Raw genomic sequence first — 24,397 nt, 5'->3', positions numbered from 1 at the left:
GCGCCCACCACCTTGACGTGCTCGGGAAGTCGCACCTCGCTGAAATCGCTCCAGCCCGCGCAAATCAGCGCGCGTTCACCCAATTCCGCGCAGGCCGCGCTGATCAGGGCGACCGTGTCGGTTGGGGAGTTGACCACCGTGCTGCCAAAGCCGAAGCAGATCGGCGGTGTGCCCGCGGCGATCCAGGACGCGATCTCGGCGTCGGCATCCGTGGTCAGCTCCATCGTGAGCGTTCCGACGAATGGCCGCTGGTCAGCCCATTTCGCCCACTCGGCGGCCAACCCGGGGAAGCACACCTGGTCGTAGGCCTGGATTTCCAGCGATCCGCGCCTGGTGATTCTTCGCGGCGCGGGAACGGTTGCCTTCGGCAGACCCAGTTCGCGACGCTGCGCGTCCTCGGCCTTCTTGGTCACCCGCCACTGGGACCAGTCGAGCGCCGTCATCACTGAGCGGATCACCGGCGACGGCAGGTTGGGAACGGTCTGGCCGTTGGGCAGCATCGGAAAGTAGTGCATGGTGGCGAACGGAACGTCGTAGTACTCCGCAATGTTGGCCGGGATTGCGGGGAATCCCGGACCGCTGAACACCAAATCCGCGCCGTTGGCCAGCCCCAGGAGCGTCTTGCTCATCTCCGCCCAGGCCTGGGCGAGAAGTTTCTGAGCTTCGCGCCACAACCGGGCCACTTCCCGAACCCGCCACCAATGCCGCAGGAAGTCGGTGTCCCAGTAGCCGTCCTCCTGGTTTGGCCCATAGGCGACCGCGGAGAGCCCGGCCGACTCGACGAGTCCGATCAGATTCGGCGGGACGGCCAGGGCGACTTCGTGCCCACGGCGCTGCAGTTCAACGCCGAGCGCGGTGCAAGGTTCGACATCGCCGCGGCTTCCGGAGCTGGCCAGGGCAAATTTCACGACGAAAGCCTGCCTTTCGGTGGTCGTGCGCATAGGCGAGTCCTGAGGTCATTATGTCTAACTCTCGGATGCCGGTTGGGCATTCATCGTTGGTTCTGCGGAGGAGGTAGACGGATGCCCCAGGGCATTGTCGGCGTCAACGGGCCGGTGGCAGCCGAGCCCGCAACGCACACCTCGTACGTTCGAATCTATGTTCACGATCGATGCTCGAAGTTGCCGTTTGTTTTTGTTCCAGAAGGACTATCAGTGGGACCGTAGCTGGCACCTGCTGACGTTCGATCCCTCGAGTGCGTAGCCACCGAAACTGAACGACACGTTTCGACGGTAGGGTAGCGTGAGCCGCGAGCAATCGCTAGGACTCGCACTTTGCGAGGTGAAGCTCAAAACATGACGTCGAAGTCAGAGCGGTTGGCACATCTGAGTGCCGCCAGAGGTAGGTGCTTGCGACTTGAAGATGCATATCCGCGATTTTTTCCACGTATTCATCCCTGTTCCGTCGCGACGACCGCCATTTGTGATCCGCCGTTACCCCTATCGCGGCAGGCGCAGAATGCTTGAGGCCCTAGGCCCGGAGCTGAGCGCTGAGGTGCGCTGGGAAGCATCGGACACAGCAGTCCCGGAGGGGGAGTTAGGGTCGATTTTCGCGACGACGGAGAACGTGCACAAGTGCCTGCACTATTTGCCGGTCTATGAGTCGGCGCTCTCCGCGTTCCGTTCGCGGCCCATCCGGATGCTTGAGATCGGCGTCGCGCGAGGCGGCTCGCTCCAAATGTGGCGGCGATACCTGCATCCGGAGACGGTGATCGTCGGCATCGACATCGAGCCAGATACTCGGCGGTTCGACGAACCAGCGCAACGAGTGCACGTGCGCATAGGCAGTCAGGTCGATGAGTCTTTTCTGAAGAACGTCGTGACTGAGTTCGGACCCTTCGATGTGATTCTGGATGACGGCAGTCACATGGCATCGCACATGGTGGACACGTTCCGTTACCTGTTTCCTAACGGGTTGGCGTCAGGTGGGGTCTACCTGGTTGAAGACATTCACGCGAACTATTGGTTTCCTTTCCGCGACAGCCCTATGTCGTTCGTCGACTTCACGAAGTGGCTTATCGACGCCATGCACGCGCACTACCAGGTAACCACGGGGATCCACAATTTCCTCGAAGGCAGCCCAAGTCGGTCGACGGTGCTCTCCGTGCCTCTCGCGACAACGCTCCTTGAGAAGGTCGAGTGTTACGACTCCATAGCGGTGATTCACCGAGCAAATGGACGGCGAAGCATGCCGCACAGCGTTTTTCGGTAGATTGCGGCTAAATAGGTGCCAAGTAAAGATCGAAGCAGTGGCAGGGCCCGCAGGGGAGTCTATACCGTCCTTGGGCTCGGGAATGAATGTTCGTGGTTTGCAGGTCTAGCTCGAATCCGCTGACAGCGGCTGCGGTCGAACCAGCCCAATTAACAAACGTTAGGATCTCACCATTACCGCCCCCGCGCGCCACCCCATCGTCGAGGCCGATCTTGACCGGATCCTCGAAGCGCCGCTGCCCTGGGAGCGGTTTGCGGGCCGGACCGTGCTGGTAGCAGGTGCGGCGGGATTCCTGGGAGCCTACGTGGTGGAAACCCTGCTGCGGCTGAATGAGTCACGGAATCTGGCGCCGGTACGGGTGCTAGCTATGGCCCGGCGGGCCGAAGCGCTCCGAGAGCGATTCCCTATCCATGGCACGCGGGAAGACTTGCGCTTCGTGGTGCAGGATGCGTGTACCCCGACGCCCCGGGACGAGCCGGTCCATTTCATAGTCCACGCTGCTAGTCCCGGCTCCCCGCGGGCCTTCGGCCGGGATCCCATTGGCACCTTCGCAGCCAACGTGTTCGCCACCCGGGAACTGCTAGAGCTCAGGCCGCCGGACGGGTTTCTATTCTTCAGCTCTGGGGAGGTGTACGGCTTAGGCAACGACCAGGTCATCCCCACACATGAGGACGCGTATGGGTTTCTGGATCCCACCCAGGTCCGGTCCTGCTACGGCGAGGGTAAGCGGGCGGGCGAGACGCTATGTGCCTGCTATGCCGCCCAGGAGGGCGTCCCCGCTACCATGGCGCGGATCTTTCATACTTATGGGCCGGGTATGCCCCTGAGCGACGGTCGAAACTTCTCCGACTTCGTCGGCGACGCCCTGGCGGCCCGCGACCTAGTGATGCGGAGCGACGGCCGGGCGAGCAGGGCCTTCGGCTACGTAGCCGACATCGTCGAGGGCTGCTTCACCATCTTGCTCAAAGGCACGGTGGGCGCGGCATACAACGTCGGCAACGACCGAGCCGAGCTCACCGTCCTGGAGCTAGCCAACCTGATCGCGGGGCTGGAGCCTGAACGTAGACTGCGGGTGCGCCAGGAAGGGGCGGCCGCCACCGATACGTACCTGCCCAGCCCAATCCAGCGCACATGTCCCGACGTATCCCGCCTGCGCGGCCTGGGTTGGGTACCCCGAACCGGTCCGCGCGACGGCTTTCTCCGCACACTCACCAGCTTTCGTTGAAACCTGCTGGCGCACCACAGCAGTTGAAGTATCAGGCCCTACCGGCTGCACGGCCGGGCATGAGGTTCACGAAGATTGCGGCTCGAACAAAAAATTCCCGTTGGGCAGATGCCGTGGATCAAGATCGACAAGCTCTCCTTGAGCCGTGATATGACGGCCGGTGTACCCTTTCCCGACCAGGCAGTTGTAGACATCCTCCGGTGAGTGACCAAACCGCTGGCAGTGGATATCAACGATCTCGATCAAGATGGTGGGATGAAATTTCGTCAAAAGTTGTTCGCCGCCGCGCAGCAGAGCCAATTCACCTCCTTCGATGTCGGCCTTGATGAAGTCGACTCTGGTCAACCCTTTATCGTCGACGAAATCATCCAGCCTGGTCATCGGAACTTGAATTTTCTCACCGGTGTCTAGGAATTGCGACGCGGCCCCGCTGCCCAAAGCTATCTGCGGAACATAGATATCTATCGACTCCACACTATTTCCGATCGCCTTGCAAAACAGTTCGAGGTTCTCGCAAGAATTGAGCGCCGCGTTAGATTCCAACTCCTGGAAAGTGGCGGGCACAGGCTCGAACGCAAAGACATTTCCTTCCGCGCCGACAAGATGTGAAAGATGGATGGCATACCAACCGAAGTTCGCGCCAGCATCGACTGCAGTCCAACCCGGTTTTACGATCCGGCGCAGCAAAGCAGTTTCTGCTCGCTCGTACTCCGCGTCAATCCATAACGCGCGGCTATTCGAGACAGCGGAATCGGTCACTTTGAATGCGCAGCCATCTTGGTAAAAAAAGGTCGCGCTTCCGGCGACGACCTCAATTTTTTCGAGTGAAGCGTTATCGAACGACGCGAGGACTTGGCGCCACGCAAACATACGTAATTTACCTTTTAAATCTTTAGCACTGAGAAATCGCTGCAACGTATACAATGGGACAGTAAAACGCGCACAAACGGCCACGAACCATCTTCGAGTTAGCGAATTCTGGTTAATCCAGCGCCTAATGCTGTCCTTGATGCTCACAGTGAAACTCCCGTCGTCATCGCAATTGACTTGTCGTTTCTGAACGTAGCCACTCATTACCGCCGTCCTCAAGGAGGCATCGTCCCAGTACATACCCAAACGCCAGTGACTAACCTAGCATCCGGCATATTCATATCTACATATGTTGCCTATCCTCGGCCTGTCAGCGCTGCCATTCCGGGGAGTGTCCTCTCACTCTAAAGGCCCACCGTCACTGGATGACCAAGGCCCAACCCGAGCGCGGCATGAAGGGAGCGGATCGCTGGCCACACCGCCGCAGAAGCAGAGCCGTCCTGGGCGATCCCGGCGTTTCACCGCCCGGTCGACGTATGGCGCCGCGGTAGCAGCGACGAGTGCCACACGAGGTGTTCCGAGCTGTTCGCTTCCGTGATGCCCGACAGGTCGCCGCCAGCGGGATGTTGGAAGGTTGGTGCGCATCGGGCACGGAGATTTTCCGCGCGCCCGGCCGGTCGTTGAGTCCTAGTGCGGAGCAACTGCCTGGGGAAGTACGGCCGGGTCTGTCCCCGTCGCGTGCCCGGATGCGAGCCGAGCTAGTGAAGACCGCGGTGGGCCCGTCGTCGTCTCGCTTCCATCTGACGGGCTGCAGGTATCACGCTCAGATCAGAACTGGCTCACGACCGCTGCGATTTCGCGCGGAGAATCGGCTTGAACCCATCTGCCATCGATTGCCATTGCGTGCATGCGCGACCTGTTGATGAGCCAGTAGAACATGTCGAACTCCAGGCTCGGCGACGGCAGCATTGCCTCGGCTTGAAAGGCCTCAAGCAGCGATTTGATCACGCCCACGCGCGCTATCAAGTGACCGCCGAAGACGTGCAGTGGGTTTGCCGGAACATGACTGGAGTGATTTGAAATTCCTTTTACATCGCCGTCATAGGTGTCGACCACCAGGCGCGGAAAACGGGAGAAGATCGGCGTATAACTGATGAACACGCCGTCGACGAGCCGGGGATCGTCGTCCGCGGGCGTCGCGATTTCGCCGGCCACGAACACGTCTGGATAGCTGAACTCGACGACGCGGTCGGCTGGATAGCTCGAGTCGAGGAACTCGCTGAGTTTTGTCAGTGTGGTGGACCCGTCGGCGCAGGCGTACACCCTGAGGGCGGCGGAGTAGGCCAGACGTCGGGCGACTGACTCATATTCCGCGGCGAAAGCGGCGTCGCTAAGGATCATGACGTCATTGGTCACCCGCGGCTCGACGTGGCGCAGGAAACGTTCAAGCAGCGTCTCACCCGTGGGTAGCGTCTGCAACGGCTTGGGCGAGCCCGAATAGATGGGCGGACCGCCGCAGAAGAGGACAAGCGCTCGGCTCATATGGAGATCACCAGCTTTGCATCATGGGAGATCGTATTGAACGTAATCGCCTCGTGGGCGGATATGACTGCGCAAGCTTCATCGACAAATTTCTCATCGAACCCCGCGATCAGTGTGAGGTCGGATGCGCCAAGGTGATATCTGGCAGGCAAGCCGAACCAATGCAGCAGCGGGACATAGGCAAGCGCATCCCACACACGGACGCGATGGCCGATGAACGCCCCGTGTCGACCCCGCAGCAAGTTGTACGCACCCATGCACGCTGATCCGTAGCGATAGAGCCCGGTCGACCGTTGATCAACCAAATCGAGCAACTCCGCCCGGGCCCGGCGTCCCGCCTCGGACAAGCGGGGCGGATAGGCGTAGTAAATCGGTGCCGAGGCAGCAGCCGATGGTGGTGCGAAACGCTGGGAGAGCAAGAGTTCGCCATGCTCAAAAACGATGTAAAGGTCGTGCTCCGGTAGGACTACGACGGAACCGGAGACGACACCGTCGACGAGATGGGCGGCCATGAACCCGTAGCCGGGCAGGGACAGGACATAGTTATTCGATCCGTCCAGCGGATCGACCACAAGCCATTCGCCCTGTGCGAGCGCCGCGAGATCATCGCTGGGCGCCGCGCCTTCTTCTGAGAGGAGGGTGCAACCAGGCATGCAGTCAGCGACATAAGACGCCGTCATTGCATGGAGGCGCTGATCTAGCGCCGACACCACATCGCGCGCCTGATCGTCCTTGACCTTCTGCACCATTCGCAGCCCGCTATCTTCAGCGGCGCCAAAGACGTTGCAAACCTGCGCGGCAAGGGACAGCAGGCTCATGCGATCTCCCGGCGAAGATAGGCGCTTACTCCCGCGAAAGACTGCTGGATGTAACGGGATTCAAGTGAGTCGGGCCGCAGCGACAGGTGGTATTGCAAGAAGGCCGGCAGGCCAAACTCATTGAGATATGACAGCTGGCGGAAATCGGCGTCGTGCTTCGCCAAATAGTGCAGCGCCGAACCGATGCCGATGGTGAGATAGACCGGCCGAACTCCCGCAGACAGGAGCAGCCGCAGCGCCCCGGTGAGCCGGCCGGAGGGATGCAGCTTGCGGATCGGCTCGCGCGCGACGCGGCTGACCGGATCGAAAAGGAGCCTGTTCGCGAAGCGCCGGACCTCCTTCTCGGCATAGGATTCGATGAAGTGGTGGTCGTAGTGGGTCGTGACCTTGAGAGCGTAGAGTAGTTCCTCGATCACCCCGTCGACCACGCGCCGGATCGCTGGCTTGGCCAGCGCTTCGTGCAGGTAGGTGCATCCCGCGATAAAGCCGAGATACGCCGCGATGCAATGCGGCGTGTTGTGGATGTAGAGCTTCGCGTCCCATTCCTGGTTAAGTCGTTCCACAGGTAGCCATTTCACGTCCGGCAGCGCCGCCTTCAGACTGTCGGACACACGGTCGCTGTGCTGCAGGTACATGACGCCGTTTTCGGTGTGGATCGCGTAGCGATCCTTGGCGAGGCTCTCGGGCGCGGCAGTCGATGAGGTGATCACGTCCGGGACTCCGAAATAGACCGCCTCCAATCCGTAGCGCTGTTTGATCAAGTCGACGGTGATCGGGTCGTTCTCAAGGCTGTAGATGGGACAGGCGATTCTCGACACGCCGGCCGGCAGCCGCTCAACGTTTCGCGGCCCCACGGAAATAAAGGCGATGTCGTAGTCCGCCGGGTTCAGCTCGCCGAAGTCTGCTGTAACTTTTCGCGGTGTCACCCGCATGTGCGACAGGTTCTCGCCATCGCTCATGTAGGAGCTGTAACCGCCCTGCGCGGAAATCCCCGCTGCGAGTTCGTGCGAGGCGTCGTGAAAATCGACCTCGAAGTTCTGCAGGATCCAGGGAACAAAGCCGCGGCCTATGGCGCCGCAGCCGATGATCAGAGCGTGAGCCAAGAAACGCCCTCCTTATAGCCGCGCACGTGGTGCATCACTTCGGACTCAAGCCCGACTAGAAAACCGGGGGTCTGCTGCGCTAACGCCCGCCCTTGATTCACAATCGTGGGAGCAGCGAAGAAGCGGGAGCAAAAACCGACATTCTCCGTCAACGAAGCAGACGGTGCTAAGTCGGTGCGGATACGCGCCAGATTGAACAGCTGAATGTGCGGCGAGAGTTCGTCGAGTCCCGAGCCACCGGCATGCGGCGTCACCGCGCAATTGCGCAGTGCCGCTACGACCGTTACAAGGATCGCATCGACTAGACCGAGCATGCGGCATGGGTCGGCCTGAAAGCGATCGATGCCGCTATCGATGAGCGCAGACGCGGTGAAGTGATTGGGGCAATTTTCGCCGGTCACAACTTCGCAAGAGAGGGCGTTGTCGTGCTTGAATCCCACGAGATCGCGAAACAAGCGAGCATTGTCGGGTGCGAACGGCTCTTCGAGCCATTTGACGCCTTGGTCTGCGAGCAGCTGAAGCCACGCCCGTGCCTCATTCGCGTCGAGTGTCTGATTGGCGTCGACGCAAAGATCGATCCCTTCCGGAACAAGCTGACGTATTCGGGCTAGCTTCCGCGCATCACCTTCGATGTCGCTGCTGATCTTCACCTTGAACATTCGGATGCCGCGGCCGCAATGCTGGGCGACGATCTGCTTCGCGATCGTCTCGGCGTCATGGCCGATCCAAGTCGTGTAATAGACCGGCAAACCCTCCGCTTTCAAACGAGCGCAACGCATGTCGATGTCGGAGAGACCTAGGTCAAAAACCCGGCGCACGGTCGCCGCATCATAGCGCTCGTCGAGATGGCGCAGGTTGATCAGACTCATCAGAACATCGGTCGGCAACCGCGCGAGAAACTCCCACGCAGGCAGCCCTACGGCTTTCGAAGCGGCGTCGAGCAGCGTGTTCACCACTAGCCCGCCGGCCATCAACGGCAAGCCCGCATTCGGCGAAAGCCAGCGCAGCTGCAGGGGATTGGTCAAGGTCTCGTAGAATCCGCGCCCGCGCGCCATAAGGTCACCGACGGTGAGCCCGTCGAGTTCGTTGATGATGAATTCCGCGCCGGCACAGATCATCTCGTTGCCGGCGCCGAGCGTGAACGAGGCGCCGACTGCTGGGCCCGCGTCACCCTCCGCCAGGGCCACCGGGTTGGAATACTGCGTGTGCGGATTGATCGCATCGCTGCCGAACGACCCAGGCGGGATGTCGATGCGCAGATCAACGAACCGCCATTTACCTGCTTCGAACCGGAAGTTGGTCAGAGCCCCTACCAGCTCTTCACGCGTCACGGTCTCAGACATGAATCGCGTCGATCGGCGGATCCATGTCGGCCAGCGATGGGCTGACGAACTCGCCTTGAGCGTTGGGACGCGACGCCACAAGCGGTTCGGCCGCCTGATCGAAGTATGTGAAGGCTTTCAGCGCGACCGGACCGGACAGGCCTGGGAGCAACAATTCGCCCAGCACCTTGTCGAGTTCGGTCAGCGACCGCACGCTGCGATACGGCATGCCAACGCCGCGGCGAGGGACGGGTACTCGGCGATGAACACGCCATTCGATACGTCTGTGACGAGCCTTCTCCCCTCGAAATAGCGATCGTCCGTCGACCGGATGCAGGCGTAGCGGTCATAGTTTGAAAAGTAGTTCTTGACGTGCTCATCCTCGTAGCCTGTGCAGATCACAACTCTCGGAAAAACCGTGGTGGTCAGTAATTTTCATGATGTGCCACAGCACCGGCCGACCGCCCACCTTCATCATTGGTTTGGGCCGGAGCCGGGTCTCCTCACGCATGCGGGTGCTGAGACCACCCGCGTGGGATACGGCTTTCATGGTCGGTTGTCAAATCGCAAAGCAGTCGTTCCCCCGACGCAGTATCCGGTGACGTAGATGATTGCCGATGACAGACTAGCAATGGCCGGACGGCCCGCGGTGGGTTTTGCCGACCCGACGAATAAGATACGGGTTTCACCCGCAAACTCCGGAGGTGATCTCATTTCACGACTTCGTTACCGGTGGGTCAAGGGGCGGGCGGCCATCATTACCGGCCCTCGGACGAACTACACACCAGACTCCCCCCGTGAGGTCGCCCTTCTTCAGGATCAACCCGCTAGGCAACCCGGTGAGGACGGACAGCAGGCATGACAGAGACCGTTTCCGAGGCCCTTGCAGACTTTCTGGCGCGCACCGGTGCCCGCGACATCTTCGCTATCAGCGGTGCGGCCGATATCCGCCTTATCGACGCGATCGCGCGGCACCCCGATCTAAACTACCTCTGCCCACATCATGAGCAGGCGGGCGTGATGGCCGCATCCATGACGCATCGCCTCTCTGGTCAGCTCGGCGTGATGATGTGTACGGCCGGCCCCGGCGCGACGAACATGATCACCGGCATCGCAAGTGCCCACCTCGACTCGATCCCGATGATGGCAATCGCAGGACAAGAAAACTCCACCTTCCTTAACCCGCCGACCGCGCTGCGCGGCAAAGGAGTTCAGGGGCTAGACATGGTCTCGATCGTCACGCCTGTGACAAAGTACGCGACGAGCATCCAGAAGCCCCAGCAACTTCGTTACGAACTTGAGAAGGCGCTCTACTTCGCCTACGAAGGGCGTCCCGGCCCGGTCTGGGTCGAGATCACGCAGGACATCCAGTTCGCCCAGGTCGACTGGGACAAGCTGCCGTCCTTTGAGCCGCCCGCGGTCGAGAAGCCGTCGATGATCGCCGAGGTGCAGCAGTTTCTCGCGATGGCGCGGGCTGCCGAGCGGCCGCTTTTCTGGGCAGGCAACGGTATCCGCCTCGCCGGCGCGCAGGACCGATTCCGTCGGGTCCTCGAAGCGCTCGGCATCCCGGCTCTTATCGCGTGGAACGGCATCGACTTGCTGGAGGACGACCACCCGCTGCAGGCCGGACGGGCTGGCAACTACGGGCAACGTGCTGCGAACTTCGCGGTGCAGAACTGCGACTTCGTCTTCGGTCTCGGTACGCGCATGGCGATCCCCCAGCTCGGCTACGTGCAGACCGAGTTCGCACGCGCTGCCAAGAAGGGGCTCGTGGAGATCGACCCCGCTGAGATCGCCAAGCTCAACCCGGCGTGGGACCTGGCCGTAAACGCGAATGTGGCCGACTTCCTCGAGGAGCTTGAGCGGCAGCTTGGCGCGGGCGAGCACGGCATCGAGCCGTCGTCGTACACGCCATGGGTTCAGAGGGTGCAGCAATGGCGCCGCGACTATCCGCCCTACGGACCGGAACACCAGGAACACGTCCCGGAGCGTGTGAACAGCTACCTTTTCATCGATCGCCTCTCCGACGCCCTCACCGAGGACGACGTGATCTGCACCGACATGGGCACAAGCCTGACGTGCACGCACGCGACAATCCGCATCAAGCGCGGGCAGCGCATGGTCACCTCGACGGGCCTTGGTGAAATGGGCTTCGGCCTGCCTGGCGCGATCGGTGCCTGTGTGGGTTCGGGTCGACGGAGGACGATCTTCGTCGGCGCTGACGGCTCGCTGATGATGAACCTGCAGGAACTGCAGACGGTGATTCATAACCAGCTGCCACTAAAGATCTTCCTGCTGAACAGCATGGGCTACTTGACGATCCAGCACACGGAGCGAGCTATATTCGGCGACCGCCTCAGCGCCTGCACGCCAGAGTCCGGAGTGACAGTGCCGGACTTCGAGCGGTTGTCGCTGGCCTTCGGCTTCGAGCACTTCCGCCTCACCGACGACACCAAGGTGGACGAGTTCATCGCGGACGTACTCGAGACACCGGGGCCGGTCTTCGCCGAGGTTATGATCCCGGCCGAGCAGTTCCTCGGGCCGAAGATGGCGGTGAAGGTGCGCCGCGATGGCACGCTGTTCTCACCGCCGCTGGAGGATCTCGCGCCGTTCCTGCCGCGTGAGCAACTCGCGGCGAACATGCTCATCCCCATGCTTCCGGAGGAGTAGCGATGCAGCGCAGCCATGCCTACGGCGGCACGTCCTTCTCGCTCGGGCCATTCATCAAGTGCCCACACCCGGAGATGGTCGAGGTGCTGGCGCGCGGAGGCTTCGATTTCGCGGTCGCCGACATGGAGCACACGCCGTTGGAGCCGGCGGCGCTGTACCCGATGGTGCTGGCGGCCGAGCTGTACGGCATGCCGCTCGTGGTGCGTATCCCGCTCCGCAACGAGATGTATTTCAAGAAGGTGCTCGACCTCGGAGTCCGCTACGTGCAGGTGCCCTTCGTCCAGACCGCCGCGGATGCCGAAGAGGCCATGCGGTTAAGTCACTTCTCCCCGGAGGGAGGACGTGGTCTCTGCCGCTTCGTGCGTGCAGCCGGGTTCAGCGACGTCCCCAAAGACAACTATATGCGTGGAGCCAATGAGGATGTCCGACTCGTCCTGCAGATCGAGGACCACGTGGGCGTCGATAACATCGAGGCGATCACGTCGGTGCCGGGTATCGACACGGTCTTCATCGGCCCGTGGGATTTGTCGGCTTCCTACGGTGTGCCCGGGGACGTCTGGAACCCAATTGTCGCGGAGGCGATGCAGAAGGTCGCCACCTTGGTGACCGGGAAGGGCTTGCGCTTGGGGGCATTCACCGACACCGCCGAAGGTGTTCGACGCCTTGCAGACCTCGGAGCGACGCTCATCGAGTATGGCTCGGACCTGCAACTCGCGTACCAAGGCGGCGCGGCACTACGCGCCTCCTTCAGCTAGATTACTGGCTGAACAGAGGTCGCCCTTCGTTCACGGTTCGGACACGTGAGTTCAGATCGCCGGAAGCACCGCGAGGTTGAACTAAGGCTGGGCAGGAATACAATCCGTTTGAAGGGTCGACCGGTCTGTGATTTTCAGGGGCAGTTATAAGCCGACCTTCCTGCTAATAATGAAATTGGGTCGTTCTTTCACTTCCTCGTAAATGAGCGCGAGGTACTCGCCTACAACCCCGAGAAGCAGAGCAACGATCCCAAATCCGATCAACATGACGCAGATGAGCGAACCGAATCCGGGGAAGGGCACCCCATACAAGACAAACCGCGCTGCGAGCACGAAGACCGTGATGGCCGCGAAAGCGCACACGATAAAACCAGTGAGAGTGATCAGCCGCAGCGGCACATAGGAATGGGCGAGAATGCCTTTCCCTGCTAGATCGAGCACAGTGAGCGTATACGCTTTGGATTCGCCGGCGAAGCGAGGTGCTCGCTTCATCGGAATACCGATCGACTTGAAGCCAACCCAGGAGAACAGACCCCGGACGAATCGGTTACGTTCCTCCATCGAACGAACGACCTCGTAAACTTTCCGGTCGACCAATCGGAAGTCAGCGGCGTTGCTGGTGACACGGTCGTCTGTCAGTTTGCCTGCTAGCCAATAGAACAGCTGGGAGTTCATCTTGCGGATCGGTCCGGTGCCAGTCCGCTCGGTCACGACCCCGTATACGTTCTCGTAGCCTTCTTCCCACTTACGGATCATTTCCGGGATGAATTCCGGCGGATCCTGCAAGTCGGCGGTCATAAGCACGACGGCATCAGCGTCGACCACGTTAAGGCCAGCTGTTAGGCCGCCATCCATCCGGAAGTTGCGGGCCAGTTGCAAGATTTTGAACCGCGGGTCCGCCGTATGAATAGCGAGCAACTTGTCCATCGTGTCGTCGGTCGAACCGTTTTCCACGATGATCGCCTCGAACTCGTAGGTCGGCTCGGAGTCGAACACCAGGGCCAGCCGGCGAGCTAGCTCATCGACGCATTCTTCTTCGTTGTACGCCGGGATGATTAGGGAGATCTTCTTCACTCCCACACCTTCCAGGGCGGGTTTCCGCTATTCCACAAGTCGTTCATCAGCTGCGATTCCCGGAATGTATCCATAGGCTGCCAGAATCCGTCGTGAGGGAATGCGGCGATCTGGCGGTCTTCTGCGAGCAGGCGCATTGGCTTGTCCTCGAGCACCGTGTCGTCGTTATCGAGGTAGTCGAACACTCTCGGTTCGAACACGAAGTAGCCGATGTTGACCCAGTCGTCGATCTGCGGCTTTTCGCGGAATCTGGTGACTGCACCGTCCTCCTCGAGGTCGATGACTCCGAACCGGCTCATCGGCTGGGCTGCCGTCACGGTGGCAAGCTTGCCGTGCGCATGGTGGAACTTCAGCAGACCCGCGATGTCGACATTGGCAACAGTGTCACCATATGAACAGAGGAACGTCTCGTCGCGCACGTACTTCTGGATGCGTTTGATCCTGCCCCCCGTCATCGTGTTGAGGCCGGTGTCGGCGACGGTCACTCGCCAGTTGAATTCGTCGTGCGAACCGTGGTACTTGATACTCGACTGGTCGCCGAGGGTGATGGTGAAGTCCAGATTGGACACCCCGTAGTTCGAAAAGTAGTTCTTGATGTGCTCGCTCTTGTAACCCGTGCAGACCACGAACTGGGAAATGTCGTAGTGGCCAAGGATTTTCATGATGTGCCACAGCACCGGCCGACCGCCGACCTCCACCATTGGCTTCGGGCGGAACTCGGTCTCCTCCCGCATCCGGGTCCCAAGACCACCCGCGAGAAGCACGGCTTTCATGACCAGCGGTCCAATCTCACGGTAATCATTCCCCCGCGCGGTTAAGCTGACGCAGCTTCGTGCAGGTGACAGACTAGCAATGTCGCAGCGCGCCCGGTGGGGTTTCAAGGCCGTCGCACACTGTATGGATCATGGACTCTCGAGGAGATCTCATTTCACGACTCGATACAGATGGGTCTGGTGATCGCGGGCTTGAGGAGGATCGCGCGGACATCCTCGCGGCGGTTCGCGGCTACGCGAAGCGCAAGCTCGCGACATCCGAATTCGTCCCCGGCACGACGCCGGTCCCCGTGTCGGGCAAGGTCCTCGACCCACAGGACTTCGCCGCACTGGTCGACGCCTGCCTCGACGGCTGGCTGACCGCAGGTCGTTTCCATCCGATATTCGAGCGCGAACTCGCCCGCTACGTGGGCGCCCGCGGCGCGATCTTCGTCAACAGCGGGTCAAGCGCAAACCTCGTCGCGCTGAGCGCCCTGACGAGCGCGAAATTAGCCCACAAACGGTTCCGGAAGCGGCCGCTCGAGCCCGGTGACGAGGTGCTAACCGTCGCCACCGGCTTTCCCACCACCGTCAACCCGATCATTCAGAACCAACTGCGCCCAGTCGTCGTAGACATCGAGCTGGGCACGTACGATGCGATCCCGGAGCGTCTCCGCGAGGCTGTGGGGCCCAAGACCAGGGCGATCATGATGGCGCACACGCTAGGCAATCCTTTCGACCTGGGTGTTGTGCAGGACCTGTGCGAAAAGCACGGCCTGTGGCTGGTCGAGGACTCGTGCGACGCCCTAGGATCGACCTACGGCGGCAAACGCACTGGCAGTTTCGGCGACACCGCGACCGTGAGCTTCTATCCCGCGCACCACATCACGACCGGCGAGGGAGGTGCCGTGTTCGTGAAATCGGCGCTGGTCCGCAAGCAGGCCGAGTCGTTCCGTGATTGGGGCCGAGACTGCTACTGCGCGCCGGGCGAGGCCAACACGTGCCAGAAGCGGTTCGAGTGGCAACTGGGCGACCTGCCCAAGGGCTACGACCACAAGTACATCTACAGCCACATCGGATACAACCTGAAGGCCACCGACATGCAGGCCGCCATCGGACTGTCCCAGCTGGCCAAGCTCGACGGGTTCGTCCAGGCTCGCAAGGACAACTTCAGCTACCTGATGTCGAGGCTGACCGGGGTCGAGGGACTGCTGCTGCCCGTGGCCACGCCGAAGTCAGACCCCTCCTGGTTCGGCTTCCCGATCACGCTCGACCCCGAGCATCCGGTCGACCGGACCAAGTTCATGCAATTCCTCGACGAGCGCAAGATCGGCTTCCGCCAGCTGTTCGCCGGCAACCTCGTCAAGCAACCGGCCTACCGCAACGTCGATTTCCGGATCGTGGGGGACCTGACTAACTCCGACATCGTGATGAATCGGACGTTCTGGGTGGGCACCTATCCGGGCCTCACCCGGCCGATGCTCGACTTCCTAGCCGAATCGATCCGGGACTACATGGCCGAAGCTGCGCGGTAGCCGTGCACTTCCTGGTCACGGGCCACACAGGGTTCAAAGGGGCCTGGCTGACCCTGCTGCTGCTCAGCCGCGGCCATCAGGTATCCGGCCTGGCGCTCGACCCCGTCGAGGGCAGCCTGTTCAAGCGCGTCGGCCTCGCGGACCGGCTTGCCTCGGACTTTCGGGTCGACATCCGCGACGCGCAGGCCACGATGGCGGCAGTGTCGAGCGCCGCCCCGGATGTCTTGGTGCACATGGCCGCTCAGCCACTGGTCCGCGAGTCGTATTGCCACCCGCGGTACACCTACGAAACCAACGCCATGGGCACGCTGGCCGTGCTCGAAGCCGCCGCGGCCACGCCGTCGGTGCGCGCGCACGTCGTCGTCACCACCGACAAGGTGTACCGCAACGTCGGCCAGGAGGCAGGGTACGTCGAAACTGACCCGTTGGGCGGTGATGATCCCTACAGCGCGTCGAAGGCGATGGCAGACCTGCTGGCGCAATCCTGGATCCGCAGCTTTCCCGGCGCTCCCACCGCCATTGCCCGCGCCGGCAACGTAATTGGCGGCGGCGACGTCAGCCCGGACCGATTGCTGCCGGACCTCGTCACCGCCTACGCGAACGGCCAGGCTCCCCGGTTGCGGTTTCCGCACGCGGTGCGGCCCTGGCAGCACGTACTCGACTGCCTCAACGGCTATCTCACGCTGGTCGACGCACTACTTGCCGGTTCGGGACTCGGCCAGTGGAACTTCGGGCCGGGTCGAGACAGCTTCGTCGAGGTCGGCCAGGTGGCCAGCCTGGCGGCCGAACTGTGGGGCGGCGGCGCGCATTGGGAACTCGACGCAGGCGATCATCCGCACGAGGCGAACCTGCTGGCTCTAGACACTTCCAAGGCGCAGCGCGAACTCGGCTGGAGCAATCGACTCGGCTTCCGCGATGCGGTGGCCTGGACGGTCGACTGGGAACGGCGCGTGCATGCGGGCGCTGACCCACTGGGTGTGACTCAGGAACAGATTGCCTCGTTCGAGAGCCTGGGATGAGCGAATTCGACCTATCACCCGAATCGGCGCCGCCGGGGCCGCTGATCCGGATTATTCGCGATCAGCGGGTGGCCTTCTTGGTGGTCGGGGCTATCAACACCGTCGTCGGGTTGGCGATCTTCGCCGCTTTCTCAGTAAGCGTCGGCCACGTCGTCGATCAGCGGTTCGGCAAGGTTGCGGGGTCATTGGTGACACTGGGCATCACGCACGTGTTGAGCGTGCTGTTCGCCTTTGTAATGCAACGACGGTTTGTGTTTCGTGTCAGCGGACACGTGCTGCGTGACCTCGTACGGTTCTGGAGCGTGTACCTGACGGCAGCCGGCGTCAACTTCGTCGCCTTGCCTCTACTGGTTGAGCTGGGTTTGGACCGTATCCGGGCGCAGGTGATCATCGTCGCATCCACCACGCTGCTGAGCTACTTCGGCCACCGATACTTCTCTTTCAGACGTAATACCACCGATACTCCGGACGAAACGCCGCGCAGGTAGGTCCGTACCGATGACGGCTCCAACACGCGGGCCGGGTTTGTTCCAACGGCTCCCTGCGGCAACACCTTGGCGAAGTGTCGGGTCCTTTGTGTCGTTTACTCCGGCATCAGCTCGGGCGCACCCGAGGAGGACTGACAGTTGTATTTGTTGGAGCTTCTGCGAGCCGGCCCGGGTCATTGCCGTCTGAGGGAGCGGGTCGTCGCGCGTAGGAGACGATGATCGCCGCGCAGGCGATCAGCCACAGGAATGGCGTCACGAACAATGTGGTTTGGACAATTGTCGTATTGCCGATCACCCCTTTGGCTCCCATTTGTCCGAAGATCGGTACTTGAAGCACCGGGCCTGGCAGGGCGGTCTGGGCGATGCTGAGTGCCGCGGCCAGAGTTACGCAGATGCCGACCAGCCGACGGGGATCGCTTTCGGTTGAAAGCTGGTCAAATATCCCAGCGCCAGGCTGCCCGCCGGGGTCCCGGACAGCGAGCGCAGCGACTGCCAACGCGAATGCCAGGTAATAGTGGTTTGCGTGGGGAACACAAAGGACAGCGGAAGCCAGCAACACAACGCCCACCAGAACAGGCGGGATGCGCCGGCCAAGAGCCAGCACGGATACGACGAAGATGGCCAGCACGCCATAACCGAGCAGTGATCGCGGACCGGCGAGGAAGCCGTCCGGTATTTTGCCGCCCGTTTGGACGGCCTTGACCATATCCGGCATCAATAGGAGCGCTCTGCCGAAAGACACGTTTCGGATATCGGTGATCCCTGGGCCGGAACTCGTGCTGATGTTGTGCAAAGTCTGTGCGATTGTCTCCGGAAAATTTCGCGGCCACAGCAGATATGCGGCGATGTTGGAGGCCACGACGCCGACGAAGGCGAGTCCGCCTAACCGCCATTGTCGGACCGCAAACAACGCGATCACGAGGACGGCAAACTGTGGTTTCACCAGCGCGGCCAAGACCACCATGATCGCCACCAGACCCCACCGCCGTCGGCGCAATGCCACCAAAAAAACCAGCGCGATCGGCACTACGAACCCGACCGAGTTACCGCGATCGATGACCGCCCACGCCGGGACAGCTGCGGCGCCTAACGCAACGAAGACCACCACCCGCTCCAGACCGCGTGCCCCACGGGCTGCCCAGACCGCAGGAGAAAGAACCGCGATCGTCAGGGCGAGCAGGTAACCGATTAACCCCAGTAGGGGAGCGCCCAGCCATTTGGCGGGGAGTCCGAACAACATATGCGGCAGCATGGCGGCCGCCGGGTACTGGTTCCCCGATGGCTGGTTGGCCCAGGGGAGGTACAGATAGGGCTCCCAGGGGTTGGACCGCGATCCGGTGCTCACGACTGCTCCGTAGTCGCTGAAGCAGTGCCGACCGACCGGCGTGCTCCAGTCAAGGTCGCAGTCCTGGGGGATGGCCAAATGGGAGGAAATCACGTCGACCGCGAAGCACTGGGTGAGGAGGTAGCCCATTGCCGCCGAAAACGCCGACACGAGAAGGACGGTGCTGAGCAGGATGGTGCGCTCCGACTGGCGAGCGATCGCGCCCCGCAGCTCTTTCAAGCGTCGATTCATCATCTGCATCCTCACTGTTTATCCCGGACTCCGCCCGGCATTCAGGCAGCGTCGTGGTCCTTCGGGGTCTCTCCAATCGCGTCGCCCGCGTCTGATGACCGTCCAGTTCTGCTCTAAAATTTGTCGAGGGAAACGGCGACGCTGGTAGGCCCGGACGGAACGCGCAGTCAACCGTGTGCCGTGTAAGCCCAACAACTGGTGGTTGAGATAGCACCCGCACAGTAGAGCCGGTGCCAACCAGTTTCTAATGGACGCCATCCACCATGCTGGCCGACGATTGACCGACCACCCGGTCGCTGCCACGGCGGCAACCATAGCATCGGCGGGTACGGCTTATCCGGTAAATGGGAAGGCTCTTCCAGACCGAATATCACAGTGGCGGCTACTGTCTCCGGCCAGCAGGGGCGGTTGCTTGGTGCCGGCAACCCCATGAACCACGAATTTGCACGCTTCCCGGACGCAGCCAGTCAACCGCGTCTGCGAGTCGCCACCACGATGCACGGCATAGATCCAGGAAGCTGGCGATTCCCCCTCAGCTCGGTTGTTCCAGTCATCCGTGTTCCACAGCCGAACTCGCCCACTCGCAAATGAATTCGATGACTCACCGCTAGCCTCGGGGCAGTCAAAACCATCACCACCTGTGAGGTCGAACTGCGCCAGGATGGCGCAAGAAGGCTCCAAACCGAATGACCGAAGCCACTCGGTCACGTTGAATGTGGATCTTGATATGGTCGCCACACGAACAGGCTCCTTCGCTCCCACAAGGAAAAGGTCCTAAATTCTGGCACTTCCGGATGAGCACGCACCAAGCACCATGAGGTCACCGTGAAACTTGCGAGGATACTGCCCACGAAATCCAACCGGACTTCGTTTCTGGCTGCTGCCCGCTACCGCGTGACCCGCGATGCTTTGCGCTTCGTTTGCGAAACCCACCAGGAGCTCCCAACGGAGCCGTCCCCCGCTCGTCGCACCCTCGTTCTGTTTGCACACTTTGATCCCCAGGGCGTCCTCGATCCTTATGTCGCGTACTACTTGAAGGCGCTGCACGGACTCGGGGCATCTATCGTTTTTGTCTCTGGCTCACCCAACCTCACGCCGGAGTCAGTCGCTCCCATCCGCTCTCTCTGTGCCGGCATCTACACTCGCCGCACGCTATCGTTCGATTTCGGCTCCTGGCATCTCGCGTGGTGCATCCTCAGACAGCACGGCTGGTCGCTCGATCAGTTCGACCGCTTCGTCCTCGCCAACGACAGTGTGTTCGGTCCGCTTTTTCCCATCGAAGAAATGTGGAGCTCGTTTCGCGGTGCCGACATGTACGGCGCCATCGAAAGTGCCGAGCTGGGCCTGCACCTCCAGTCCTTTTTCCTCGCTTGGGAGCTGAACTCGCGAACCCGCCCCTTCCTCAACGACTTCTGGGATGGCTTCCAGTACATCGTCGATAAAGACGCCCTTATCCGGCGTTACGAGATCGGGTTGTCAAAGCGTGCTCGTCGCGCAGGGCTCACCATCAAGCCGTTCGTTGCTCTGGATGCCATCAAAGAAGCCTATGGCCGCTCACCCGCGCATCAGTGGGCGGGCAGGTTCTCCGGGCCACCTGTCAACAACACGCTTTACTTCTGGGACGGACTGATTGAGCACCTCCGATTCCCCTTCCTCAAAACGATCCTGCCGCGCTATAACGAGCCGTGGCATGACTCCATGGCACGCTTGCAGGACTTCATCGAGCAGCACACCGCCTATCCCTACGAACTGATCCAATCGAACGTGGACAGGCTCGGCTGCGGGGCGCCTTCGTGGGTCAAGCCTTCAGGTACGCCTTAACGGCTGTAGCCATTGCGGGGCATCGGATAGGGGAGAGTGATCCGGTCGGTCAACGGGTTGCGACAGCGGATACACTCCAAATAGCTACCGCGACAATGGAATATCTCGATCCCTTACGACCCGCCGAGTGATTTAGGTCGCCGCGATTCACTCGCCAGCCCCTCCCGGAATCGTCGCGCGCGGGCAAATTCACGGACCGGCGCCAGCGCCAAAGTCTTCAGACGTGCCCGCCGCTCCGGCCCCAACGCCGAGACGACACCTAACAGCGTCAGCCACCTGGCAACCCACCACACTGTCGCGGCCCCCCGAATAGCGTTGGTAGAAGCGGGATCCACGATCATCCAGGTGAGAATACGTAGCTGGTCGAGCCAGTGCCGTTGAGCGCGCTTGATGTGCGCGGTCTCTGTGTCGGCCGTGTGATATCGGACTGAAAGTTCCTGTGGCACAAAGCAGACCGCGGACCGAAGCATCAGTCGTAGCCAGAAATCCAAGTCGACGGTCTGATGGATGTCGTCGCGCAAGCCGCCAGCATCGATTGCCAGTTGTCGCCGAAACATGACGCAGGTCGGTTCGCCAATCAGATTAGCGCTCGCGCCGTAAATGCCTACTATCTGCAGGACCAGCGACGGTCCGCGGTTGTATTCTCTCAATTTCGCGAACAAGGTGTGGAGTTTGCTTGGTACCTGCTGTCGCGACCCTTTGGGGATGTTCTCACTCACCACGCGCCTGGGCGCGAAGGCCATACCGACACTTGGGTCATCGAAGCACCGGGCCAGCGTCCGCAGGGCGTGAGGGAGTAGCCAGTCGTCGCCGTGGACGAACTGGATATAGTCGCCGCGGGCGAGTGTCAGACACCTATTATGGTTTCCGTTGAGGCCTAGGCGAGACTCATTGCTTATCAGTCGATCTCCCGTTCGGAGCAGTGTGGCGGCAATGGTGGCGCCATCATCAATCGACTGATCATCGAGGACCACGATCTCGAATTCGACGCCATCCTGATCCAGGATGCTGCGCAGGCAACGCTCGATCGTCTTGCTGTTGTTGTACATCGGCACGCACACGGAGATCAGGGGACTGAACTGCGCGTCGTTAAGCCGGTCGGGAAGCACCCTGAGCGCCTCTCATGCGCTGGACTCAGCGGCTTTCCGATAGCCGCGCACGGCTATCGGCGTGCATACCGCGAGCAGTCCGATAGCCCAGATGAGCGTCATCGCCAGAGGCCCCGCGAGGGGGCCGCCGTGGGCGAGTGCCCGCATGGTCTCGATCGGCGGCGATATCGGCTGCAGGCGGACCACCGGCTGAAACCATTGCGGGAATAGCTTGATTGGAGTGATACCGGGGTTGACGAACGCTAGCGAGAAGGTTATACCCAGCAGCCAGGTCATCGCGCCGCGCCCATGGGTGCGAAGAGCGAGCGCGACTACGAGCGCCGCAAATCCGGTTACCACGATCGAGGGGATCAGAATGTATAGCAGCGCCGAGGGCCAGCCGTTCGTGAACCGTAGCCCCATTGCCATCGCGAGGGCGGTGATCAACGCCGTCCCGATGAACGCACGCACGGCCTCGGCGGTCAGCAGTCCGGCAAACGCGCTTGCCCGGTGTACGGGCAGTACCCACATCCGGCTGATGACCCCTAACTGACGGTCGATCGAAATGCCAACCGAGTTGCCCAGGGAGCCAAACAGCGCGGACAGCACAGCGCACATCGGGGCGAGGCCGTAGACGCTTTCAGCGCCCGTGACCTTGTGCACTTGGTCGCCCAATACAACTTGGTAGACGACCATGAGCGAGACGGGAAAGAGCAGCGACGCCATGAGCACCGCTCTGTCGCGCCGCCACCGGGTGAGGAGTCGACCGGCCTGCACCCAGCTCTGCGTTAGCAGTGAGCTTTGTGTCGCGGTTTGCGGTACCACTAGATGCGCCTCTGCATCCGCAGCGTGATTGCGCCGAAGACCAGTACCATACCCACGCACCAGGCCAGACTGGCTACCAAGTTGCCAACGGCCACATGCCCCCCGGCCAGGCCGCGCAGTGTTTCGGCGAATTGTGAGACCGGCTGGTTGCGTACCAACGGGCGCAGCCAGCCGGGAAAGGTTTTCTCGGGGGCGATTCCGGTGGACAGCATGAACAGCAGCAATTGGGGGATAAACACCAGGTGGCTAGCGCCCTGGATACTGTCTGTACTTGATCCCAACGCGTCGGCCCCCAGCGCCACGGCCAGGCACAACAGCAATGCGATCAGCACGAAGGTTGCCGCGTAGCCCAGTCCGCCGGCCATCCGGAATCCGAAGGCATAGCCGGTGAGCATCGCCACCATGAGGGTGAGTGCGGCGCGCATCAGAGTGGCCACCAAGCGGGCGCTCACCGGGACTGCCGCGGCGATCGGTAGTGTCGCCAACCGCTCGCCGAGCCCACTCAGATGATCGCGTGCCGCGCGGTCCGCGGTCATCAGCGCAACGAAGACCACTGACTGGACGACCACCGCGGGTAGCAGATACTGCGAATAACTCACGCTGCCGGTGTCGATTAGGCCGTGCAGCGCGACTGTGAAGCCTGCCAAATAGGCGGCGGGGGAGGCAATCTCGAAGATCAGCCCGCCGTCGCGCGCCGCGGACATCAGCGAACGCTCAGTCAGGGCGGCCAAGGCGCTCATGATCGGGTGACGGTCCGCTCCGTGAGGTGCAGGAACGCCTCGTCAAGCGAAGGTTTACGCAAGGAGATGTCGGCGAGTTCGACGCCGGCGGCGTCGACCCGGCGAAACACCTCACCCAATGTGGCCACCCCGTCTGGGGCGAACACCGACACGGAGCTCGTGTCAGCGTCGATATCGATCCCGTTGAGCCCGTTCAACGCCGTCACGACATGCGTTAGGTCGGCCGGATTGGCCGGGGTCACCTGGCAGTAGCTGGTGCCTACCCTGCGCTTGAGGTCCTCGGCGGTGCCGCTGGCGATCACCTGTCCGTGGTCGATGACGACGATCGAGTCGCTCAGCAGGTCAGCTTCTTCCAGGTATTGCGTGGTAAGCAACACAGTGATGCCCTGCATGGCCAACGAGCTCACCAGGGTCCACACGTCGCGGCGACTGCGCGGGTCCAGGCCCGTGGTCGGCTCGTCGAGGAAGAGCACCTTCGGCGGCACCACCAGGGCGCTGGCGAGGTCGACGCGCCGCATCATGCCGCCGGAATAGGTGGATAGCCGCCGGTCGGCGGCGGCGACCAGGCCGAACTGTTCGATCAGCTCGTCGGCGCGGGCCTTTGCCTGCTGGCGACGCAGGCCGCGCAGCCTGCCGAACAACACCAGGTTTTCCCGGCCGGTCAGCATCAAGTCCATCGCGCTGAATTGCCCGGCCATCCCGATACTGGCGCGTACCTGGGCGGCCTGGCGGACGATGTCGAACCCCGCGACGCTGGCACGCCCCGAAGTGGGGCGCATCAGCGTAGAGAGGATGTTGATGGTGGTCGTCTTGCCGGCGCCGTTGTGGCCGAGGAGGCCGCACACCGTCCCCGCCGGAATCGAAAAGCTCACCCCATTCAGCGCGATCGTGTCTCGTCCGAATGTCTTTGTGAGGCCTTCAACCTCGATCGCCAATGGTCTCACAGTAGGGAGTATTTCATGGTCGGTGCCCGCCGTTGGCCGTGTTGGAGCATGCCAGGCATCGAAAGTTTGCTGCTGCTCC

At 61.7% G+C, this 24,397-nt stretch carries 22 protein-coding genes; 8 read left to right on the top strand and 14 right to left on the bottom strand.

What is annotated here, in order from left to right; all coding sequences use genetic code 11:
* A partial coding sequence (locus A5692_RS05905; protein WP_068053309.1) for a glycosyltransferase occupies positions 1-908 on the bottom strand: 908 nt, incomplete at its 3' end.
* A 550-nt stretch (positions 909-1,458) separates the two neighbouring features.
* Here A5692_RS05905 and A5692_RS05900 point away from each other — a divergent pair.
* Positions 1,459-2,211, top strand: coding sequence for a class I SAM-dependent methyltransferase (locus tag A5692_RS05900; protein WP_068053297.1), 753 nt, complete (start codon positions 1,459-1,461; stop codon positions 2,209-2,211).
* Between the two features lie 265 nt (positions 2,212-2,476).
* Complete coding sequence (locus A5692_RS05895) at positions 2,477-3,436, top strand: NAD-dependent epimerase/dehydratase family protein (protein ID WP_197514371.1); 960 nt, start codon at positions 2,477-2,479, stop codon at positions 3,434-3,436.
* A gap of 66 nt (positions 3,437-3,502) precedes the next feature.
* Here the strand turns inward: A5692_RS05895 and A5692_RS28040 are convergent, their stop codons facing one another.
* The 6 genes from A5692_RS28040 to A5692_RS05865 form a co-directional block, all read right to left on the bottom strand.
* Positions 3,503-4,453, bottom strand: coding sequence for an FkbM family methyltransferase (locus tag A5692_RS28040; RefSeq protein WP_197514370.1), 951 nt, complete (start codon positions 4,451-4,453; stop codon positions 3,503-3,505).
* Between the two features lie 621 nt (positions 4,454-5,074).
* On the bottom strand, positions 5,075-5,788 hold the full coding sequence (locus A5692_RS05885; protein WP_068053288.1) for a hypothetical protein: 714 nt from the start codon (positions 5,786-5,788) through the stop codon (positions 5,075-5,077).
* Positions 5,785-6,606: an inositol monophosphatase family protein gene (locus A5692_RS05880; RefSeq protein ID WP_068053285.1), complete on the bottom strand. Its 822-nt coding sequence runs from the start codon at positions 6,604-6,606 to the stop codon at positions 5,785-5,787. The genes A5692_RS05885 and A5692_RS05880 overlap by 4 nt, the downstream gene beginning before the upstream one ends.
* On the bottom strand, positions 6,603-7,709 hold the full coding sequence (locus A5692_RS05875; protein WP_068053282.1) for a mannitol-1-phosphate 5-dehydrogenase: 1,107 nt from the start codon (positions 7,707-7,709) through the stop codon (positions 6,603-6,605). Before A5692_RS05875 ends, A5692_RS05880 begins: the two co-directional genes overlap by 4 nt.
* Positions 7,694-9,052 (bottom strand): enolase C-terminal domain-like protein, encoded by a 1,359-nt coding sequence (locus A5692_RS05870; protein WP_068053279.1) that lies wholly within the window; start codon positions 9,050-9,052, stop codon positions 7,694-7,696. Before A5692_RS05870 ends, A5692_RS05875 begins: the two co-directional genes overlap by 16 nt.
* On the bottom strand, positions 9,045-9,260 hold the full coding sequence (locus tag A5692_RS05865) for a hypothetical protein (RefSeq protein ID WP_068053275.1): 216 nt from the start codon (positions 9,258-9,260) through the stop codon (positions 9,045-9,047). The genes A5692_RS05870 and A5692_RS05865 overlap by 8 nt, the downstream gene beginning before the upstream one ends.
* Before the next feature lie 629 nt (positions 9,261-9,889).
* On the opposite strand from A5692_RS05865, the gene A5692_RS05860 reads away from it, so the two are divergent.
* Positions 9,890-11,701 (top strand): thiamine pyrophosphate-binding protein, encoded by a 1,812-nt coding sequence (locus A5692_RS05860; protein ID WP_068053272.1) that lies wholly within the window; start codon positions 9,890-9,892, stop codon positions 11,699-11,701.
* A gap of 2 nt (positions 11,702-11,703) precedes the next feature.
* Positions 11,704-12,456 (top strand): HpcH/HpaI aldolase/citrate lyase family protein, encoded by a 753-nt coding sequence (locus A5692_RS05855; protein WP_068053268.1) that lies wholly within the window; start codon positions 11,704-11,706, stop codon positions 12,454-12,456.
* A 144-nt stretch (positions 12,457-12,600) separates the two neighbouring features.
* On the opposite strand, the gene A5692_RS05850 is transcribed toward A5692_RS05855, so the two are convergent.
* Both A5692_RS05850 and rfbF read right to left on the bottom strand, forming a co-directional pair.
* Positions 12,601-13,530 (bottom strand): glycosyltransferase family 2 protein, encoded by a 930-nt coding sequence (locus A5692_RS05850; protein WP_231984205.1) that lies wholly within the window; start codon positions 13,528-13,530, stop codon positions 12,601-12,603.
* Positions 13,527-14,303, bottom strand: coding sequence for a glucose-1-phosphate cytidylyltransferase (rfbF, locus tag A5692_RS05845; RefSeq protein WP_068053262.1), 777 nt, complete (start codon positions 14,301-14,303; stop codon positions 13,527-13,529). Before rfbF ends, A5692_RS05850 begins: the two co-directional genes overlap by 4 nt.
* Before the next feature lie 131 nt (positions 14,304-14,434).
* On the opposite strand from rfbF, the gene rfbH reads away from it, so the two are divergent.
* The 3 genes from rfbH to A5692_RS05830 are packed head-to-tail and all read left to right on the top strand — an operon-like array spanning position 14,435 to position 17,324.
* Positions 14,435-15,817 carry a lipopolysaccharide biosynthesis protein RfbH gene (rfbH, locus tag A5692_RS05840; protein WP_068053259.1) on the top strand — a complete coding sequence of 461 codons (1,383 nt, stop codon included), beginning with the start codon at positions 14,435-14,437 and terminating at the stop codon, positions 15,815-15,817.
* Between the two features lie 2 nt (positions 15,818-15,819).
* Positions 15,820-16,836 carry a CDP-glucose 4,6-dehydratase gene (gene rfbG / locus A5692_RS05835; RefSeq protein ID WP_068053256.1) on the top strand — a complete coding sequence of 339 codons (1,017 nt, stop codon included), beginning with the start codon at positions 15,820-15,822 and terminating at the stop codon, positions 16,834-16,836.
* Positions 16,833-17,324, top strand: a complete 492-nt coding sequence (locus A5692_RS05830) for a GtrA family protein (protein ID WP_068053254.1) — start codon at positions 16,833-16,835, stop codon at positions 17,322-17,324. The genes rfbG and A5692_RS05830 overlap by 4 nt, the downstream gene beginning before the upstream one ends.
* A gap of 106 nt (positions 17,325-17,430) precedes the next feature.
* Here the strand turns inward: A5692_RS05830 and A5692_RS05825 are convergent, their stop codons facing one another.
* Positions 17,431-18,909, bottom strand: a complete 1,479-nt coding sequence (locus A5692_RS05825; protein ID WP_231984204.1) for a glycosyltransferase family 87 protein — start codon at positions 18,907-18,909, stop codon at positions 17,431-17,433.
* A gap of 816 nt (positions 18,910-19,725) precedes the next feature.
* Between A5692_RS05825 and A5692_RS05820 the strand changes: the two genes are divergently transcribed.
* Positions 19,726-20,721, top strand: coding sequence for a rhamnan synthesis F family protein (locus A5692_RS05820; RefSeq protein ID WP_082962394.1), 996 nt, complete (start codon positions 19,726-19,728; stop codon positions 20,719-20,721).
* Positions 20,722-20,834: 113 nt separating this feature from the next.
* Here A5692_RS05820 and A5692_RS05815 read toward each other — a convergent pair whose 3' ends face one another.
* From A5692_RS05815 to A5692_RS05800, 4 genes are all read right to left on the bottom strand, one after another.
* Entirely contained in the window at positions 20,835-21,830 is a 996-nt protein-coding gene (locus A5692_RS05815) for a glycosyltransferase family 2 protein (RefSeq protein ID WP_068053244.1), read from the bottom strand.
* 12 nt (positions 21,831-21,842) lie between these two features.
* On the bottom strand, positions 21,843-22,535 hold the full coding sequence (locus tag A5692_RS05810; protein WP_068053306.1) for an ABC transporter permease: 693 nt from the start codon (positions 22,533-22,535) through the stop codon (positions 21,843-21,845).
* Positions 22,536-22,633: 98 nt separating this feature from the next.
* On the bottom strand, positions 22,634-23,374 hold the full coding sequence (locus A5692_RS05805; protein WP_068053241.1) for an ABC transporter permease: 741 nt from the start codon (positions 23,372-23,374) through the stop codon (positions 22,634-22,636).
* On the bottom strand, positions 23,371-24,318 hold the full coding sequence (locus A5692_RS05800; protein ID WP_156765943.1) for an ATP-binding cassette domain-containing protein: 948 nt from the start codon (positions 24,316-24,318) through the stop codon (positions 23,371-23,373). Before A5692_RS05800 ends, A5692_RS05805 begins: the two co-directional genes overlap by 4 nt.
* Positions 24,319-24,397 lie beyond the last annotated feature (79 nt).

The organism is Mycobacterium sp. E342, assembly GCF_001667665.1.
Classification (GTDB): Bacteria; Actinomycetota; Actinomycetes; order Mycobacteriales; family Mycobacteriaceae; genus Mycobacterium.
Note: the sequence above shows the minus strand (reverse complement) of the source record. Positions and strands in the feature narration are given on the sequence as shown.

What these genes read in the sequence shown, in the direction of transcription:
- A5692_RS05865 (WP_068053275.1), bottom strand. Translation starts at nt 9,260, where the DNA reads ATGCCGTATCGCAGCGTGCGGTCGCTGACCGAACTCGACAAGGTGCTG.
- A5692_RS05900 (WP_068053297.1), top strand. Translation starts at nt 1,459, where the DNA reads ATGCTTGAGGCCCTAGGCCCGGAGCTGAGCGCTGAGGTGCGCTGGGAA.
- A5692_RS05855 (WP_068053268.1), top strand. Translation starts at nt 11,704, where the DNA reads ATGCAGCGCAGCCATGCCTACGGCGGCACGTCCTTCTCGCTCGGGCCA.
- rfbF (WP_068053262.1), bottom strand. Translation starts at nt 14,303, where the DNA reads ATGAAAGCCGTGCTTCTCGCGGGTGGTCTTGGGACCCGGATGCGGGAG.
- A5692_RS05885 (WP_068053288.1), bottom strand. Translation starts at nt 5,788, where the DNA reads ATGAGCCGAGCGCTTGTCCTCTTCTGCGGCGGTCCGCCCATCTATTCG.
- A5692_RS05870 (WP_068053279.1), bottom strand. Translation starts at nt 9,052, where the DNA reads ATGTCTGAGACCGTGACGCGTGAAGAGCTGGTAGGGGCTCTGACCAAC.
- A5692_RS05805 (WP_068053241.1), bottom strand. Translation starts at nt 23,374, where the DNA reads ATGAGCGCCTTGGCCGCCCTGACTGAGCGTTCGCTGATGTCCGCGGCG.
- rfbH (WP_068053259.1), top strand. Translation starts at nt 14,435, where the DNA reads ATGGACTCTCGAGGAGATCTCATTTCACGACTCGATACAGATGGGTCT.
- A5692_RS05880 (WP_068053285.1), bottom strand. Translation starts at nt 6,606, where the DNA reads ATGAGCCTGCTGTCCCTTGCCGCGCAGGTTTGCAACGTCTTTGGCGCC.
- A5692_RS05830 (WP_068053254.1), top strand. Translation starts at nt 16,833, where the DNA reads ATGAGCGAATTCGACCTATCACCCGAATCGGCGCCGCCGGGGCCGCTG.
- A5692_RS05860 (WP_068053272.1), top strand. Translation starts at nt 9,890, where the DNA reads ATGACAGAGACCGTTTCCGAGGCCCTTGCAGACTTTCTGGCGCGCACC.
- A5692_RS05825 (WP_231984204.1), bottom strand. Translation starts at nt 18,909, where the DNA reads ATGCAGATGATGAATCGACGCTTGAAAGAGCTGCGGGGCGCGATCGCT.
- A5692_RS05810 (WP_068053306.1), bottom strand. Translation starts at nt 22,535, where the DNA reads ATGGCGTCGCTGCTCTTTCCCGTCTCGCTCATGGTCGTCTACCAAGTT.